A 17,160-nucleotide genomic window follows, 5' to 3' on the forward strand; every position below is an offset into this window, starting at 1 on the left:
GGATCTGGAGAGGTGTGGTAACCACCATTTTCCAGAGATGTCCCGGATGAACAACGTACAGAGAGATCACAGCTAGTCGACTGACAGTCGACTCTACCCATCAATGGCACAACCGCGCTGGCGCGCTAGTCGACTGACAGTCGACTCTACCCATCAATGACCCATCAATGGAAATCGCGGCTGTGGCTGCGCAGGCCCTGCAATAGATCGTCCAGCCCCAGCATGCGCTGCACGATGACATGCTGCACGCCGTCCACGCGTTCCAGCCGGCCGTCGATCTGCATCAACTGGGTATCGACCAGGATGCGGTGCTGGCGGTCGGCCACGTGCCGCCAGACCACGGCGTTGACCATGCCGGTTTCATCTTCCAGGGTCAGGAAGGTGACCCCGCTGGCGGTCTGCGGCCGCTGCCGCATGCGCACCAGCCCGGCAATGCGCACGCGGCGGCCATGCCCGTGGGCAGACAGTTGCGCGGCATCCAGGCAGCCGCGGCTGCGCAGCTGTGCGCGCAGGAACGACAGCGGGTGGCGGCCCAGCGTGGTGCCGGTGCTGCGGTAATCGGCCTGCATGTCGTCCCAGGCGCTGGGCAGCGGCAGCGGAACGCGTGCTTCGCCGGTGGCGCGGGCCGGGTCGAACAGCGGCAGGCGGTTTTCCACGCCGGAAACATCCCAGCGTGCACGGTGGCGATGGCCACTGAGGCCGCGCAGGGCGCCGGCATCGGCCAGCAGGCCCTGCTGGCGGCGATCCAGTGCGACGCGCTGGCACAGATCGCCCACATCGTCGAACGGGCGCCGTGCGCGCTCGCGCAGCAGGGCCTGCACGGCCTGTTCGCTGCAGCCATCGACCAGGCGCAGGCCCAGGCGGATGGCGGCCGCGCCCTTGCTGAAATCGAGGGTGCAGTCCCAATGGCTGTGGCGCACATCCACCGGCAGCACGGCAATGCCATGGCGGCGCGCATCCTGCAGCAACTGGTCGGGGCTGTAGAAGCCCAGCGGCTGGCTGTTGATCAGGCTGGCGGTGAACGCGGCCGGGTGGTGGCACTTCAGCCAGCAACTGACATAGGTGAGCAGGGCGAAGCTGGCGGCATGGCTTTCCGGAAAACCGTAATTGCCAAAGCCCTTGATCTGCTCGAACAGGTGTTCGCCGTACTCGCGGCTGAAGCCGTTGCGCAGCATGCCGGCCAGCAGTTTTTCCCGATGCGGTTCCAGCCCGCCACGGCGCTTCCAGGCGGCCATCGAACGGCGCAGGGCATCGGCCTCGCCCGGGGTGTAGCCGGCCGCTTCCACCGCCAGCTGCATCACCTGTTCCTGGAACAGGGGAACGCCCAGGGTGCGTGCGAACACGCGTTCCAGCTGCGGTGGGTAGAGCGGGTTGGCCGGGTCGTTCAAGGCCTCGGGTCCCTGTTCGCGCAGGATCCGGCGGCGTTCCAGATAGGGGTGCACCATGTCGCCCTGGATCGGCCCAGGGCGCACGATGGCCACTTCGATCACCAGGTCGTAGAAGCTGCGCGGCTGCATGCGCGGCAGCATGGCCATCTGTGCGCGCGATTCGATCTGGAACACGCCGATGGTATCGGCGGCGCAGATCATGTCGTAGGTCGCGCTGTCCTTGGCGGGCACCGCGTCCATGCGGCCGCTGTGCAGCCCGTGCTGCTGCAGCAGGGCCAGGCATTTGCGGATGGCGGTGAGCATGCCCAGCGCCAGGCAGTCGACCTTCATCAGACCGGTGGCGTCCAGATCGTCTTTGTCCCACTGGATGACGGTGCGGTCGGCCATGGCCGCGTTTTCCACCGGCACCAGGGTGGACAGTGGATGTTCGGAAATCACGAAACCGCCCGGGTGCTGCGACAGGTGGCGTGGGAAATCGATCAGCTCGGCGGTGAGTGACAGCAGCCGCCGCATCAGCGCTGTGTCCGGGTCGAAGCCGCGTTCGCGCAGGGTGTCCGGCAGCGGTATGTGCCCGCCCCAGTGGTCCATGGCGGCGCCCAGTTCGTTCACCTGGTCCATCGGCAGGCCCAGTGCGCGGGCCACATCGCGGATGGCACTGCGACCCCGGTAGCTGATCGCCACGGCGGTCAGTGCGGCACGTTCGCGGCCATAGCGCTTGAACACGTACTGCAGCACTTCCTCGCGCCGCTCGTGCTCGAAATCGATGTCGATGTCCGGTGGTTCGTCGCGTTCTTCGGAAATGAAGCGCTCGAACAGCAGGTTGCTGCGCGCCGGGTCGATCTCGGTGACGCCCAGCACGAAGCACACCGCCGAATTGGCCGCCGAACCGCGGCCCTGGCACAGGATCTGCTGGCTGCGGGCGAAGCGCACGATGTCCTGCACGGTGAGGAAGTACGAGGCGTAGTTCTTCTTGGCGATCAGTTCCAGTTCGTGTTCGATCTGCTGGCGCTGGGCCGGCTGGATGCCGTCCTTCCAGCGTTCGGGAATGCCTTGTTCCACCAGCGCGCGCAGCCAGCTGTCCGGGGTGTGGCCTGCCGGCACCAGTTCGCGCGGGTAGGTGTATTTCAGCTGGTCCAGGCTGAAGTGGCAGCGCGCGGCGATCTGCAGGGTTTCGGCCAGCAGTTCGGGCGGGTACAGCTGGGCCAGCGAGGTGCGCGGGCGCAGGTGGCGTTCGCCATTGGGAAACAGGCGCCAGCCGGCTTCGGCCACGCTGCAGCGGTGGCGGATGGCGGTAAGGGTGTCCTGCAGGGCGCGGCGACGGCGCACGTGCATGTGCACATCGCCGCTGGCCACCAGTGGCAGCGCGTGGCGTTCGCCGAAGGCCCGCAGCTGCTGCAGGCGGCGCGCGTCGTCGTGTTCATGGTGCAGTTCCACCGCCAGCCACAGGCGGTCGCCGAAGCCGGTGCGCAGCCCCTGCAGGTGGCTGGCATCGGGCTGCCGGTCCAGCCACAGGCACAGCAGGCCGTCGGGCAGGCCCTGCAGATCGTCGGCCAGGCAACGGTACTCCCCCTTGCCTGCGCGCCGGCGGCAGGTGGTGATCAGCTGGCACAGCCCGGCATAGGCATCCTGGTCGGTGCACAGCAGGGCGATCTTCGGCCCGTCTTCGATCTGTAGTTCGGCGCCGACGATCAGCGCTACGCCATGCGCCTTGGCCGCCTGCCAGGCGCGGACGATGCCGGCCAGCGAGCATTCGTCGGTGATCGCCAGGGCGCGGTAGCCCTGGCTGGCGGCGCGCGCGAACAGTTCGTCGGCGGTGGAGGCGCCGCGCTGGAAACTGAAGGCCGACAGGCAATGCAGTTCGGCATAGGCGGGCAGTTCTGCGTGCATGCCGGTTCAGCCGAACCAGCCGTGCAGCATCCACGGCGCATGCGGGTCGTTGCGCGGGCGGAACGCCCAACCGCGTTGCCCGTGCGCGGTTTCCACCACGTAGTAGTCGCGCCGCGCATCGGCCTGGTCCCACCAGCCCGATTCAATCCGTTCCGGGCCGGCGACGATGCGCAGGCGTGGGTCGCGCAGCGGCTGGGGTGCATCCAGCAGCCAACCGGGGCGCAGCGGCCAGTGTGCGGGGGGCTTGGCCGGTGGCTGGGTGCCGCTGGCGCGTTCGGGGCGATGGTCGGCCTGCACCGCCAGCGGTTGCACGGCATCATCGCCCAGCCGCGCGCGCAGCCGTTCGCGCAGCTGGTTCCACGGCATGGCCTGGGCCGGGCGGGTGTCGAACAGATCGCGTGCCACCGGCACGAACGGCGGCAGTTGTTCGGCCTGCAGGCGCAGTGCGCGGCTGCCGGCGGGCAGGGCGAAGGCTTCCATGCGGTTGCGGGTGATTTCGAACAGCAGCGCGGCATCGCGTTCGGGCGCCAGCAGGCCGATGGTCAGCACGCTGGCCGGCAGCAGGTCGTGTTCGAAGTGCAGGTCGAAGCGCTGCACGCCGCCATCGCGCGAGCAGAGGAAGGTGGCCAGGTCCAGCAGCAGGCGCCGCAGCGGGAACAGCAGGGCCTGGCTGGATTCGATTTCGTATTCGAATTCGATGCGGGCATCGAAACGGTCGGGGGGCTGGTAGTAGCGCAGCGGCGTGTTGTCCAGGCCGCGCACGGCATCGAGCTGCTGCAGCACCTGCGGGGCGAAGCGGCGGGCCAGGCTGTCGCGCGGCAGGTCGAACACCGCGCCCAGCGTACGCAGGCCGGAACGACCGAGCACGGTGACCGCATCGGCGGGCAGGCCGCTGCGAGCCAGCGGCAGCGGCGCCAGCGCGGCCGCCAGCTGCATGGCATCAATGCCCAGGCCGTCGTGCACGTTGGCCAGCACGCGCGCGGCATGCGGGTTGGGCGCGGCCACCAGGCGATGGCGGAAACCGAGTTCATGCAGGCCGTGGCGCAGGCGCTGTTCGATCTGTGGCCAATCGCCGAACAGGGCGCGGCTGGCGTGGATTTCCAGCACCAGCGCATGCGGGAAATCGAGGCTGACCTGCGAACTGTAGGCGTACAGCCAGCTGGCCAGCAGTTGCCGGGTCTGTTGTTCGGCGGCGGGATCGTAGTCGTGCAGCTGCATGTCCTGCACCAGCACCTGCGCGGCCGACAGCAGCATGCCCGGGCGCAGGCCGGCGGCCCGCGCGGCCGGGCTGACCGCGCGCAGCACCCGGCGCTGGGCCGGGCCCTGCAGCAGCACCAGCGGCCGCTGCGGGTCCGGCTGCTGGCGCAGTACGCTGTCCAGCGCCAGCTGCGGCAACAACAGGCAGGCCCAATGCATGGCGCGGCCTCAGTGGGCGATGGCCAGCGGCAAGGGCTGCGCAGGCGGCAGCCCGCCGCGGCACTTCAGCACGCGCACCTGGCCGGGGTCGAGCTGCAGGCGCAGGCTGGCCGGCGACGGATTGCGTGCGGCGCGCGCTTCGCGGAACACGAAGCCCAGGCACTGGCCGCTGTCGGCAGCAACCTGCAAGCGGCGCAGGGAACGATCATCGGCCTGCTGCGGCCAGCACAGCACCGCCGCACAGGCGGCCGAGCGCAGGCACTGTTCGGCCGCCCACAGCGCCTGCTTTGGCGCGGCGTGGATGATCTGCAGCTGGGCCAGGTCCAGCCCGGCCGCGGCCCAGGCCGGGGCATGCGGGCGATGCGGCGGGGCGACCAGCACGATCGGCCGATCGCGCTGGCTCAGCTTGGCCAGTGCCGGCCAGACCAGGGCCAGTTCGCCCACGCCGGGGCAGGCCAGCAGCACTTCGCACAGCCCGCTGGCGGGCCAGCCGCCGCCGGGCAGGCGGGCATCCAGGGCCGGGTGCCCGCTGGCCAGATGGTCGCTGGCCGGGCCATGGCGGGCCGGGCCGCGCCACAGTTGGCGGCCATCCAGCAGGCGGTCCAGGGCGACGACGGCACCCATCAGCCGGTCCTCCAGGGGAGGCGCCGGGCAGGCAGGAAGCGGCGGCAGTGGACGGCAACGGCAGGCATGGAACGAGTATCGACAGGCCGGTATCAGGGGCTGAGACCGGACATGCTACTCGCCTTGTGAGTAGAATTACTAATGAAATCGAGGGGTGGTTTTCAGGTTGCTGAAGGGGGCAGGGAGTGCCGACCAAGGTCGGCACCTACCGGTATGGGACGCCCGGCGCTACCCGGCGCGTTACCGGCGTACCGGCAGGGCCACCGGGCGCAGCGGGGCGGCGTCGCCACCGCGGATCTTCAGCGGGCCGCCAATGAAGGCGAACTCGTAGACCTGGTCACGGGCCAGTTCGTCCAGCGCCACCAGTTCGATGATCGGCGCGCCCTGCTGGGCCAGCAGGTAGGTGTGCAGCGGCACGTAATCATCGGACACCTCCGAGGGGAAGGTCTCGAAGCTGAGGTTGTCGGCGCCGACGATCATCGCGCCACTGTCTTCCACCAGGAAACGGGCCGCGTCCAGGCCCATGCCCGGCGGGTTGGCCATGTAGGCGCGGGGCTGTTCGAACAGGCGCATGCGACCGGTGCGGATCAGCACCACGTCGCCCTGCTGCAGGGTGACGTGCTGGCGTGCCAGCGCATCCTTCAGGTCCTGGCGGGTAACGCGGTAGCTGTCCGGCAGCATGTCCACGCCCTTGGCGCCGGCCACGTCGATCAGCACGCCACGGGCGATCAGCGGCGGGAATTTCTCGATGCCGGTGACCTTCCAGCCACGATCGCCAAGGTGCTCATCGGCCTCGAAGCCATTCCAGATCTTTCCGTGGATGCCGAAGTGGTTCAGCGCATCGATATGGGTGCCGGTGTGGCTGTACATCGAAAACGCGGTGCCGGTGTAGCTGCGGGTGAGGTTCATGGCCTGGCCCACGCCCATCGGGTCGTCCACCACGGTGCCGCGCGGGGTATGGGTCATCCAGAACTGGTAGTGCGGGTCGCCGGCGTCCTGCCAGCTGGGCATGCCGACGTAGTATTCGGTGGCCAGGTCGTAGGCCTTGCCGCCGCTGACCCGCGACAGGATGGCGGCACGCGAGGCGTCGGTGATCAGGTTGAGGCGACCGATTTCGTCCTTCGGCCCCCAAGGGCTGGTGCCGACCTGCTGGCCGGAAGGAGCGTGTTCGTGTGCGGACACGGCGGTGGATGCAGCAGTGCTGGCCAGCAGCAGGGCCAGTGCGCTGGCCAGGGTACGTGGGGTCATGGGGTTTCTCCTTGCAGGGTGGGGAAGGGCGCGGCGGTGGCCGCGACCAGGGGCGCCAGGGCCTGGCGCAGCTGTGGCAGCGGCAGGGTCTGCAGGCGCAGGCCGTGGCCGCCGATGACGGTGGGAATGGAACGGATGCCGAGGGCGGCGGCTTCGGCGCGGTCGGCCTGTACGCGCTGGCGCACGGCGTCACTGCGCATGTGGCCAGCGAAGACGCCGCGCCGGTGACCCAGCGCTTCGGCGATGTCCAGCAGGACGTCGGCATCGCCGATGTTGCGGTGCTGGTGCAGGTGCGCCCACTGCACCGCATCGAACATCGCGGCATGGGCATCGTTGCCGCCGAGCACGCCGGCCGCCTGGCAGGCCAGTGCGCCCAGCCAGCCGGAGGGGTATTCGAACGTCTGCGCGCGCATGCCGTCGATGTCGATGCGCGCGCTGTCTTCATGCGCCGCGCAGTCGGCCCAGTGGCGCAGGATGGTGTCCTTGGCGCGCGGCATGGAACCGAAGACGTCGATCATCCGGGCGCGCGAGTCCTGCAGCACGAAGCTGCGGTGGCGCACCTGGATGCCCAGTTCGGCCGAAACCTGCTGCAGGCGCGGGGCCAGCACGAAGCACCAGCCGCAGACCACATCGTGGAAGAAATCGACCACCGGCGCGGCGGTGGTGGGGGAGGGGGCGGAAGACATCTGCCTGCCATCGGTGAGAGAGGAGGCGGCAGCGTAGGCAGCGCAGCGTGGCCGAAACAGCGGGTTCCGGGCAGCTCAGTTTTCGCTGGCGGTTACGAATCCAGTCCCGCGCAGCTGGGCAGTTCGGCGTGCAGGAAATCGATGAAGGCCCGCACCTTGGGCTGCAGGTGGCGCGCGGTGGGGTAGACCGCATGCACAAAGCGCGGGGGATAGCGGTGGTCGGCCAGCACCTGCTGCAGGTCGCCGCGTGCCAGTGCGGGCGCGGCCAGGAACGAGGGCAGCGCGCCGATGCCCAAGCCCGCCAGCAGCAGGTCGCGCAGCAGCAGGCTGTTGTTGGCGGTCACCCGTGCCGGCAGGGTGATCGTGACCTGGCCATCGGGGCCCAGCAGCGGCCAGCTGCCTGGTGAATCGGACAGGCTGTAGGCCAGCACGCTATGTGCATGCAGATCCTGCACGGTGTGCGGTGCGGGGTGCTGCTGCAGGTAGGACGGTGCCGCGCACAACACCTGCTGCAGCGAGGCCAGCCGCCGCGCCACCAAGCGTGAATCGTCCAACTCGGCGCGCAGCCGCAGCGACACATCGAAGCCTTCGCCCACCGCGTCGAGCAGGCGGTCTTCCATCACCAGATCCAGCGACAGGTGCGGATGCTGTTGCAGGAAGCGCGGCAGCAGCGGCGACAGCGTGCTCAGCGCGAAGGACTGCGGTGCGTTCACCCGCAGGCGGCCGGCAACCTCGCCACGCTGTTCGGCGATGCCGCGTTCCAGCGCGTCCAGTTCGTCCAGCAGGCGGCAGCACTCGCGATAATAGGCGTGGCCGGTTTCGGTCAGGCTCATGCGCCGCGTGGTCCGCTGCAGCAGCACCACGCCCAGGTGCGCTTCCAGCGTGCGCAGCTGTTTGCTCAAGCCGGCCGCTGACAGGCCCAGGTCTTCGGCCGCGCGGGCCAGGCCGCCGCGTTCGACGATGCGGCGGAAGGTGCGCATCAGGTTGAAGGAATCCATGCCAGCCCCGGCGCGAAGAGGGCGCCATTGTAGATCCACGCCGTGCGTGGATGGATTTCCATCGGAATTGAATCCATGGAGATCCGACCCCTGTGCCGACCAACGGTCGGCACCCACCACCATCAGCAGCAGGTTCCAACAGCAGCAGGTTCCAACAGCTCGCAGGAAACCGTCGAAGGCGGGGTGGGTCCGGTGGCAGGGGCGTGAGCCGCATGGATGCGGCGACCGAGCTTACATGGACGTACTTGCAGCGTCCCCTGCCACCGGACCCACACCGCCATCCCACGGAATGCAGGCTTTTGACGTCGACGTTGACGTTTCCTCTGCGGGTGCCGGGCGGCAGCCCGACCGTCCCATCACCGCCCGTGGGGGTCCGGCCGGTGGTGCACGTACTCGACCACGGTGCCATCGGGGTGCACCGCGTTGAACGCCGCGCCGGTGGGTACCACCTGCAGCGGGAAGATGATCTGCGCGCCGGCTGCGACCAATCTGTCGTGATAGGGCCGCACGTCATCGACCAGCAGGGTGCCGGTGGTGGAGGTGAACGGCGCCAGTGCGGTGTCATTGCCTTCGATCAGCAGGAAGGCACCGACCATGGCCAGGCGCAGGCCGGCATCGGGGAAGGGGAAGCCCGCGTCGGCCACCACGCCCTGCAGTTGTTCGTAGAAGGCCACCCGTGCTTCCAGCTCCCCGGGGGCGACGAACACGCGGATCAGCACGCGTGGGCTGCGCTGGCTGGAGGTATCGCAGCGGTCGCGCCAGAGATGGTCGAAGTCGCGGTGCAGGGTCATGGGCAGCGCTCGGGGCCGGGAATTCCATTATCGGCAGCACCACACGCTGCACTGATGACCAGCGGTGATGGCCTGATAACCAGCTTGCGCGCGGGCGCCTGTGACTTAGGTCCTGTTGACAGCGATCAACGCCCTCGCACAATCTTCACATGATGGGTCGCCGTGTGCGGCCCGGGCAGGCAGGTTGTCACGCCGGGAGGAGGGTCCCGCGCGCAGACCGGCCCGTCCTTTGGCCTGCAGGTGTTGCCCGGCAACGCTTGCGCGGCATGACGCTGCACCCTTCGGCGGCACTTTCCCTGGACCGATTGCCTTGGCAACGGAATTACGCCTGCCGATGAAAACGTTTACAAAGCCGCTTGCCCTGTCCCTTGCCCTGTCTGCCGCATTGGCCGCCCCGGCCTGGGCCGACCCGGCCGCCTTCACCGTGCTGACCTTGGACCAGGCGCCTGCGCCGGACGCGATGCCGGCCCTGGCGGCGCAGCTGAAGACCCTGCAGGTGGACGCAGTGAGCGTGCGCCAGGTGCAGCGCGGTATCGGCCAGGTCGATCCGTTGCAGCTGCTGGCCGATGGCTTGGGCTACGACTACCGCTTCATTGCCGCCGGCCAGGACGATGGCCAGACCCAGCGCGGCCAGGCCGTGCTGACCCGCTTGCCGATTGCCGCGGAAAGCGGCCCGGACCAGCCGGGCCTGAACTACCTGCGCCTGGATGACGGCCGCCACACCGTGGCCGTCTACACCGACGCCGGTGCCGGCGCCGCGCAGTTGCCGGCGCTGGTGTCGCGTTCGCGGCTGGGCGCACCGGCGGTGCTGCTGGGTGCGGTGGCCAGTGAATCGGCCAAGGCAGCCGGTTTCGATCCCTCGCGCGTGGCCCTGGAAGCCGATGCCAGCTACTTCAGCGATGGTTTCCAGGCGGCCAGCAGCGCACCGTTCAAGGTCGATGGCAATGGCCTGCAGGCCACCCTGCTGACCCTGGCCTACGCGGCCGACAAGGGCGGTGAGCGCCCGTGGATGGACGCCAGCCTGAACGCCGATGCGCGCGCTGCGCTGCTGCTGAAGGCGATGACCGAGGACGAGAAGTTCCAGATGCTGCACAGCTATTTCGGGCTGGGCAAGGATGGCGGTCCGCTGCCGGAAGGCGCGGTGGGTTCGGCCGGTTTCGTGCCGGCGGTGCCGCGCCTGGGCATTCCGGCGCAGCAGTCGGCCGATGCCGGCGTGGGCGTGACCAACCCCGGTGGCATCCGTCCGGGCGATTTCGCCACGGCCATGCCGTCGGGCCCGTCCACCGCCTCCAGCTGGAACCGCGAAGTCGCCTTCGCCGGTGGCGCGACCATGGGCCGTGAAGCCTGGCAGCAGCGCTTCAACATCCTGCTTTCGGGCAGCGTGAACCTGCAGCGTGACCCGCGCAACGGCCGCAATTTCGAATACGCCGGTGAAGATCCGCTGCTGGCCGGTTCGATGGTGGGCGCGCTGATCCAGGGCGTGCAGAGCCAGCACGTGATTTCGTCGATGAAGCACTTCGCGCTGAACGACATGGAGACCCGCCGCAACTTCCACGATGTGCGCATCGGCGAACAGGCCATGCACGAATCGGACCTGCTGGCCTTCGAGATCGCGCTGGAAGCTGGCCGCCCGGGCGTGGCGATGTGCTCGTACAACAAGATCAACGGCACCTACGGCTGCGAGAACGGCTACCTGATGAACCAGGTGCTGAAGCAGGAGTGGAAGTTCCCCGGTTTCGTGATGTCCGACTGGGGCGGCGTGCACAGCGGTTCGAAGGCGGCGCTGGCCGGCCTGGACCAGCAGTCGGCCGGTGAAGTGTTCGATGCGGCGGTGTTCTTCGATGAGCCGCTGCGCCTGGCCGTGCACGGCGGCGTGGTGCCGCAGGCGCGCCTGAACGACATGGTGGCGCGCATCCTGCGCACGATGTTCCTGCACGGCAACTTCGACAACCCGCCGCAGCACCAGAAGGTGGATGCCGAAGCCGGCTTCGCCGTGGCCCAGCGCACGGTGGAAGAAGGCAGCGTGCTGCTGCGCAATGAAGGCAACCTGCTGCCGCTGGCCGACAGCGTGAAGCGCATCGTCATCATTGGTGGCCATGCCGACAAGGGCGTGATCGGTGGCGGTGGTTCGTCGATGGTGGGCGTGACCGCCAAGGGCACCAATGCGGTGCCGGGCGTGCTGCCCACCACCTGGCCGGGCCCGGTGATGTTCCACCCGTCCTCGCCGCTGGAATCGCTGCGTGCAGCGCGTCCGGATGCGACCATCGAATATGTGGACGGCAGCAACGCTGCTGCGGCGGCCAAGGCTGCCGCGCAGGCGGACGTGGCCATCGTGTTCGCCACCCAGTGGGCGGCCGAGTCGGTCGACCTGCCGGACATGAAGCTGCCTGACAACCAGGATGCGCTGATCTCGGCAGTGGCCAAGGCCAACCCGAAGACCGTGCTGGTGCTGGAAACCAATGGCCCGGTGCGCACGCCGTGGCTGGCGCAGGTGCCGGCCATGCTGCAGGCCTGGTACCCGGGCATCCGTGGTGGCGAAGGCATTGCCGCGCTGCTGACCGGCCAGGTGAACCCGTCGGGCCGCCTGCCGGTGACCTGGGTGGTGGACGAATCGCAATTGCCGCGCCCGCACGTGGATGGCCTCGGCTTCAAGCCGGCCAAGCCGTTCGGCGATGTGTTCGATTTCGATATCGAAGGCGCCAACGTGGGCTACAAGTGGATGGCCGCCAAGGGCCTGACCCCGACCTTTGCCTTCGGTCATGGCCTGTCCTACACCTCGTTTGCCTATGACAACCTGAAGGTGAGCGTGGAAGGCTCGCGCCTGGTCGCCAGCGTGGACATCCGCAACACCGGCAAGCGCGCCGGTGCCGACGTGGCCCAGCTGTACCTGAAGCTGCCGGCCGGCAGCACCACGCCGATCCGCCTGATCGGCTACGACAAGGTGAGCCTGCAGCCGGGCGAACAGCGCCGTATCCGCATCGAAGCCGAGCCGAAGACCCTGGCGCATTACGATGCGCAGGCACGCCAGTGGAAGATCGACGGCGGCACCTACCAAGTGCAGCTGTCGCGCAATGCGGCCGAACCGCTGCAGAGCGTGGACGTGCAGCTGGTGGAGCAGGTGCTGCGCTGATTCCGCAGATGATGGATGCTTGAAGACACGGCCCCGCGAGGGGCCGTGTCTGTTTGTGGGATGCCGCGAGATTCGCCGGGCATGGCCCGGCGCTACCGCTCGGGGTGCCCGCTGAACCAGCTGCGCAGGAAATCGATCAACTGCCGCACTTTCGGCGACGGTTGCGTGCTGTGCGGGTACACCGCGTAGACGCTCTGCTGCGGGAAGCGGTGCTGGCGCAGCACCGGCCGCAGGCGATCCTGGGCCAGGTCGTCTTCGATCAACCAGCGCGGCAGCACGGTGACCCCGGCGCCAGCCAGGGCGAAGGCGCGCAGGCTGCTGGCACTGTCCACGCGCACCACCGCATTGCCGGGGTTGGTAGCGAACAGGGCGTCGCTGCCATCCGGTGCGACCACCGGCACGTCGGCCAGGCGCGGATAGCCCAGGCGGGGCAGGGTGCCCAACTGCGCCGGGTCGTCAGCTGCTTCGGTCGACGGCAGGCGTGCCAGCAGCGCAGGGGCCGCCACGGCGCACAGCGGGTGCCGTTCCAGTTCGCTGGCGTGCAGGCCTGAATCCGGCAGGCGGCCAAGGCGGATGGCCAGGTCGAAACGCTCGGGAATCAGGTCGGCCGGTGCCGGTGAGGTCGACAGGTGCAGCTGCAGCGCCGGGTGCCGCACACGGAACGCTTCCAGCGCGGGAATCAAGCGCAGCTGCGCGTACTCCGGCGTGGTGGTCAGGCGCAGCAGACCCTGCAGTTGCTGGTGGTCGCGGCGCGCGGCATCGATGGCCGCCTGTGCCGCATCCAGCGCCTGCACGCAGTGCTGCAGGAACTGCTCGCCGGCCTCGGTCAGGGCCAGGTGCCGGGTACTGCGCAGCAGCAGGGTCACGCCCAGCTCCTGTTCCAGCCGCTTCAGGTTGAAGCTGACCACCGCGCGGCTCAGGCCTAGGCGGTCGGCGGCAGCGGTCAGGCTGCCGGCTTCGACCACGGCGCGGAAGATATCGAAGCGATCAAGGCTGACCATGATGCTGCATTGTCAAAATGGATTTGACAGTGTTGCAGCTGTTGTCGTGTTTTTTCAATCCGGCATGGGCGCCATGCTTTGCGTCTCTCCCCGCGCGAGTGCCGCCGATGCCATCCGCCCGCCTGCGCCATGAGGCGATCTTCCTGCTGGTGTTCGCCCTGGACCTGGTGAACATGTTCATCGCCACGGTGGCCTACCCGGCACTGGCGTCCGAGCTGCAGGCCGAGGTGGGCGTGTTGGCCTGGGTGGGCACTGCCTACATGCTGGGCCTGAGCGTGGTGATTCCGCTGGCGCCGTGGCTGGCCGCGCGCTGCGGCGAACGACGCCTTTTGCTGGTCGCGCTGCTGCTGTTCGCCGCGGCTGCGGTGCTGGCGGGGGCTGCACCGTCCATCGGCTGGCTGCTGGGCTGGCGCCTGCTGCAGGGCCTGGCCGGTGGCCTGTTGATTCCGGTGGCGCAGGCGGCGGCGTATCGGCAGTGCACGCCCGACCAACGCGGTGCGCTGACCCGCCGCATCCTGCTGGTGGCGCTGCTGGTACCGGCACTGGCACCGGCGCTGGGTGGGCTGCTGGTGCAGTGGCTGTCCTGGCGCGGCGTGCTGTGGGCCAGCCTGCCGCTGGCACTGGCGGCGATGGGCCTGGTGTTGGCGTGGATGCCCGCCGATGGTGAACGCACTGCGCCCCGGCTGCAGGCCTATGCGCTGGCCACGGCGTTGAGTGCGCTGGGCGTGCTGCTGCTGGCGCTGACCTGGCTGGGTGAACCCGGCCACCGGATTGCCGGCGCGGTACTGTTGTTGCTGGCGCTGATGCTGGCGACGGCCCACCTGCGCCATGCGCGTGGGCAGGCGCAGCCGCTGCTGCGCTGGTCGCTGCTGTCCCTTCGCGGCCTTCGACTGGCAATGCTGGTCTACCTGGCCGTACCCGGCGTGTTCATCGGCAGTCAGTTGGCCAGCACGCTGCAGCTGCACCAGGCCGGGTTCAGTGCTGCGCGCATCGGTGCGCTGATGCTGCCTTGGGCGCTGGCGTCGGCCGTGGCGATCACCGGCAGCCGGCGATTGCTGACGCACATCGGTCCTGCCGCGGTGCTGCGCATCGGCATGCTGCTGCAGGCGACGGGTCTGGTGTTGATGGCCGTGCTGCCGCAGCCCGCGTTTGCGCTGGCAGGGCTGTTGTTCGCGCTGATGGGTGCCGGCGGCAGCCTGTGCAGCAGCACCGCGCAGACGCTGGCCTTCACTGGCGTTGACGCGGATGCGCTGGGTGACGCCAGTGCGCTGTGGAACCTCAACCGCCAGCTCAGTTTCTGCCTCGGCACGGCAGCCATTGCGCTGGTGCTGGCGCTGGCCCTGCAATGGCTGCCAGCGCGTGCCACGGGCGCGGCGCTGGGCATGGCCGCTGTCCTGACCCTGCTGCCGATGCTGCTGTTGCGCCGCGGGCAGTCACTGATCCTCATGCAACCGGAGAATGCCTGATGCAACACACCGCCGAAGATGAAATCCACGTACTGCACGACGCGCTGCAGGCCTGGTTCCGTGCCGACACCGGCGCCGACGCGCTGGATGACCTGATGGCGCACTTCTGCGCGGACTTCAGCATGGTCGGCATCGCCGGGCGGCGACTGGACCGGGACGCGGTGCAGGCGCTGTTCGTGGGCGGGCACGGCGCGCGCCCCGGTCTGGAGATCGCCGTTGAGGACGTGCAGAGGATCCAGGCGCCCGCACCACTGGCGGTGCTGCGTTATCGCGAAGGGCATGCGGTGGCTGGCGGAGCGCTGGCCTGGCGGGAATCGTTGGCGGTGCTGCGGCAGGACGCGGGGCGCTGGCGCTGGTTGGCGCTGCACGAGGTCCCTGCGGGCTGATGGATCCGCCGGGCCATGCCCGGCGAGCGCGGCGGCCGCCGGCCGCACATGTGCCATCAGTCGTGCCCCGGACACCACAGAACGCAAAGCCGGCGCACACTTCGGCGGGGTGGGCAGGAGTACGCTGGAACCTTTCCTGCCGAGGGGTCATCCATGCATGTGCGTGCCGTTGCTGTAGCCATCGCCCTGTGCCTGTCCAGCAGCGTGCTGGCCGCCGATACCCCGCCGATGACCCCGGACATCAGTGGCAAGCCGTTCGTTGCACCGGATATCGGCCGCGACTACGACAAGCGCGTGGTGATGGTGCCGATGCGCGACGGCACCCGTCTGTACACCGTGATCGTGGTGCCCAAGGGCGCCCACAACGCGCCGATCCTGCTGACCCGCACGCCCTACGATGCTGCCGGCCGCGCCAACCGCAGCGATTCGCCGCGCATGCGTGACCTGCTGCCGCAGGGCGACGAGGTGTTCGTCGACGGCGGCTACATCCGCGTGTTCCAGGATATCCGTGGCAAGTACGGTTCCGAAGGCGATTACGTGATGACCCGGCCGCTGCGCGGGCCGCTGAACAACACCAAGGTCGACCACGCCACCGACGCCTGGGACACCATCGACTGGCTGGTCAAGCACGTGCCGGAAAGCAACGGCAAGGTCGGCATGCTGGGCTCATCCTACGAAGGCTTCACCGTGGTGATGGCGCTGACCAACCCGCACCCCGCGCTGAAGGTGGCCGCGCCACAGAGCCCGATGGTGGATGGCTGGATGGGCGATGACTGGCTGAACTACGGCGCCTTCCGCCAGGTCAACTTCAACTACTTCGCCATGCAGACCGAGAAGCGCGGCAAAGGCACGCCGCTGCCCAGCCTGGGCTACGACGACTACAGCACCTTCCTGCGCATCGGCTCGGCCGGCGACTACGCGCGTTTCACCGGCGTGGACCAGCTGACCTGGTGGAAGAAGCTGGTGCAGCACCCGGCCTACGATGCGTTCTGGCAGGGCCAGGCGCTGGATGCGGTGATGGCCAACACCCCCTTGAAGGTGCCCACGATGTGGCTGCAGGGCCTGTGGGACCAGGAAGACATGTGGGGCGCCAACCATGCCTACCAGGCCATGGAAGGGCGCGATACCGGCAACACCCATAACTACCTGGTGATGGGCCCGTGGCGGCACAGCCAGGTGAACTACAGCGGCAGCGAACTGGGCGCCCTGAAGTTCGATGGCGATACCGCCCTGCAGTTCCGCCGCGATGTGCTCAAGCCGTTCTTCGACCAATACCTGGTGGACGGCGCGCCGAAGGCGGACACACCGCCGGTGCTGATCTACAACACCGGTGAAAACCACTGGGACCGCCTGCAGGGCTGGCCGCGCAGTTGTGAGAAGGCGTGCGCGGCGGCCAGCAAGCCGCTTTACCTGCGCGCCGGTGGCAAGCTGGCCTTCCAGGCGCCGGCGGCGGGTGAGGGGGATTACGAGGAGTATGTGTCCGACCCGGCCAAGCCGGTGCCGTTCGTGCCGCGCCCGGTGCGTTTCGGCGACCGTGACATGTGGACCACCTGGCTGGTGAAGGACCAGCGTTTCGTGGATGGTCGGCCCGATGTGCTGACCTTCATCACCGAACCCTTGAGCGAACCGCTGCGCATCGGCGGTGCGCCGGTGGTGCATCTGCAGGCGTCCACCAGTGGCACCGACAGCGACTGGGTGGTGAAGCTGATCGATGTGTATCCGGACCAGGAAGCATCGACGCCGGAGATGGGCGGCTACGAGCTGCCGGTGTCGCTGGCGATCTTCCGCGGCCGCTACCGCGAAAGCTTCAGCGAAGCCAAGCCGCTGGCCGCCAACCAGGTGCTCCCGTACCGCTTCGATCTGCCCAATGCCAACCACACCTTCCAGAAGGGGCACCGGGTGATGGTGCAGGTGCAGTCCAGCCTGTTCCCGCTGTATGACCGCAACCCGCAGACCTACGTGCCGAACATCTACCTGGCCAAGCCGGGCGATTACCAGAAGGCCACGCAGCGGGTCTGGCACAGCGCCGCGCAGGCCAGTTACATCGATCTGCCGGTGTATTGAGGAGGGGGCGGGGTGACGCCGGGCATGGCCCGGCGCTACCCGTAGATGAGCCGGTGGTAGCGCCGGGCCGTGCCC

The 17,160-nt window shown here is 68.7% G+C and carries 12 protein-coding genes; 4 read left to right on the top strand and 8 right to left on the bottom strand.

Features of this window, described 5'->3' with window-relative positions:
• Positions 1 to 164 precede the first annotated feature (164 nt).
• From G4G00_RS09765 to G4G00_RS09795, 7 genes are all read right to left on the bottom strand, one after another.
• Positions 165 to 3,275 carry an error-prone DNA polymerase gene (locus G4G00_RS09765; protein WP_164272975.1) on the bottom strand — a complete coding sequence of 1,037 codons (3,111 nt, stop codon included), beginning with the start codon at positions 3,273 to 3,275 and terminating at the stop codon, positions 165 to 167.
• A 6-nt stretch (positions 3,276 to 3,281) separates the two neighbouring features.
• Positions 3,282 to 4,691: a DNA polymerase Y family protein gene (locus G4G00_RS09770; protein ID WP_164272978.1), complete on the bottom strand. Its 1,410-nt coding sequence runs from the start codon at positions 4,689 to 4,691 to the stop codon at positions 3,282 to 3,284.
• Positions 4,692 to 4,700: 9 nt separating this feature from the next.
• The gene (imuA, locus tag G4G00_RS09775; protein ID WP_108753349.1) at positions 4,701 to 5,315 is read right to left on the bottom strand and encodes a translesion DNA synthesis-associated protein ImuA; all 615 of its coding nucleotides are present in this window, start codon (positions 5,313 to 5,315) and stop codon (positions 4,701 to 4,703) included.
• 240 nt (positions 5,316 to 5,555) lie between these two features.
• A complete protein-coding gene (locus G4G00_RS09780; protein WP_164272981.1) occupies positions 5,556 to 6,563 on the bottom strand; it encodes a cyclase family protein in 1,008 nt (335 codons plus the stop codon).
• A complete protein-coding gene (locus tag G4G00_RS09785) occupies positions 6,560 to 7,249 on the bottom strand; it encodes a DsbA family protein (RefSeq protein ID WP_164272984.1) in 690 nt (229 codons plus the stop codon). Before G4G00_RS09785 ends, G4G00_RS09780 begins: the two co-directional genes overlap by 4 nt.
• A 92-nt stretch (positions 7,250 to 7,341) precedes the next feature.
• Positions 7,342 to 8,247, bottom strand: coding sequence for a LysR family transcriptional regulator (locus tag G4G00_RS09790; RefSeq protein ID WP_108753346.1), 906 nt, complete (start codon positions 8,245 to 8,247; stop codon positions 7,342 to 7,344).
• Between the two features lie 356 nt (positions 8,248 to 8,603).
• The gene (locus G4G00_RS09795; protein WP_108753345.1) at positions 8,604 to 9,038 is read right to left on the bottom strand and encodes a glyoxalase; all 435 of its coding nucleotides are present in this window, start codon (positions 9,036 to 9,038) and stop codon (positions 8,604 to 8,606) included.
• 334 nt (positions 9,039 to 9,372) lie between these two features.
• Between G4G00_RS09795 and G4G00_RS09800 the strand changes: the two genes are divergently transcribed.
• Positions 9,373 to 12,168: a glycoside hydrolase family 3 C-terminal domain-containing protein gene (locus G4G00_RS09800; RefSeq protein ID WP_164272987.1), complete on the top strand. Its 2,796-nt coding sequence runs from the start codon at positions 9,373 to 9,375 to the stop codon at positions 12,166 to 12,168.
• Between the two features lie 92 nt (positions 12,169 to 12,260).
• Here G4G00_RS09800 and G4G00_RS09805 read toward each other — a convergent pair whose 3' ends face one another.
• The gene (locus G4G00_RS09805) at positions 12,261 to 13,169 is read right to left on the bottom strand and encodes a LysR family transcriptional regulator (RefSeq protein WP_164272990.1); all 909 of its coding nucleotides are present in this window, start codon (positions 13,167 to 13,169) and stop codon (positions 12,261 to 12,263) included.
• 107 nt (positions 13,170 to 13,276) lie between these two features.
• On the opposite strand from G4G00_RS09805, the gene G4G00_RS09810 reads away from it, so the two are divergent.
• The 3 genes from G4G00_RS09810 (at position 13,277) to G4G00_RS09820 (ending at position 17,085) form a co-directional block, all read left to right on the top strand.
• Positions 13,277 to 14,635 (top strand): MFS transporter, encoded by a 1,359-nt coding sequence (locus G4G00_RS09810; RefSeq protein ID WP_164272992.1) that lies wholly within the window; start codon positions 13,277 to 13,279, stop codon positions 14,633 to 14,635.
• On the top strand, positions 14,635 to 15,021 hold the full coding sequence (locus tag G4G00_RS09815; protein WP_108753341.1) for a DUF4440 domain-containing protein: 387 nt from the start codon (positions 14,635 to 14,637) through the stop codon (positions 15,019 to 15,021). The genes G4G00_RS09810 and G4G00_RS09815 overlap by 1 nt, the downstream gene beginning before the upstream one ends.
• Before the next feature lie 153 nt (positions 15,022 to 15,174).
• The gene (locus tag G4G00_RS09820; protein ID WP_108753340.1) at positions 15,175 to 17,085 is read left to right on the top strand and encodes a CocE/NonD family hydrolase; all 1,911 of its coding nucleotides are present in this window, start codon (positions 15,175 to 15,177) and stop codon (positions 17,083 to 17,085) included.
• Positions 17,086 to 17,160 lie beyond the last annotated feature (75 nt).

Origin of the sequence: Stenotrophomonas sp. B1-1 (genome assembly GCF_010894375.1) — a bacterium.
Lineage (GTDB): Bacteria > Pseudomonadota > Gammaproteobacteria > Xanthomonadales > Xanthomonadaceae > Stenotrophomonas.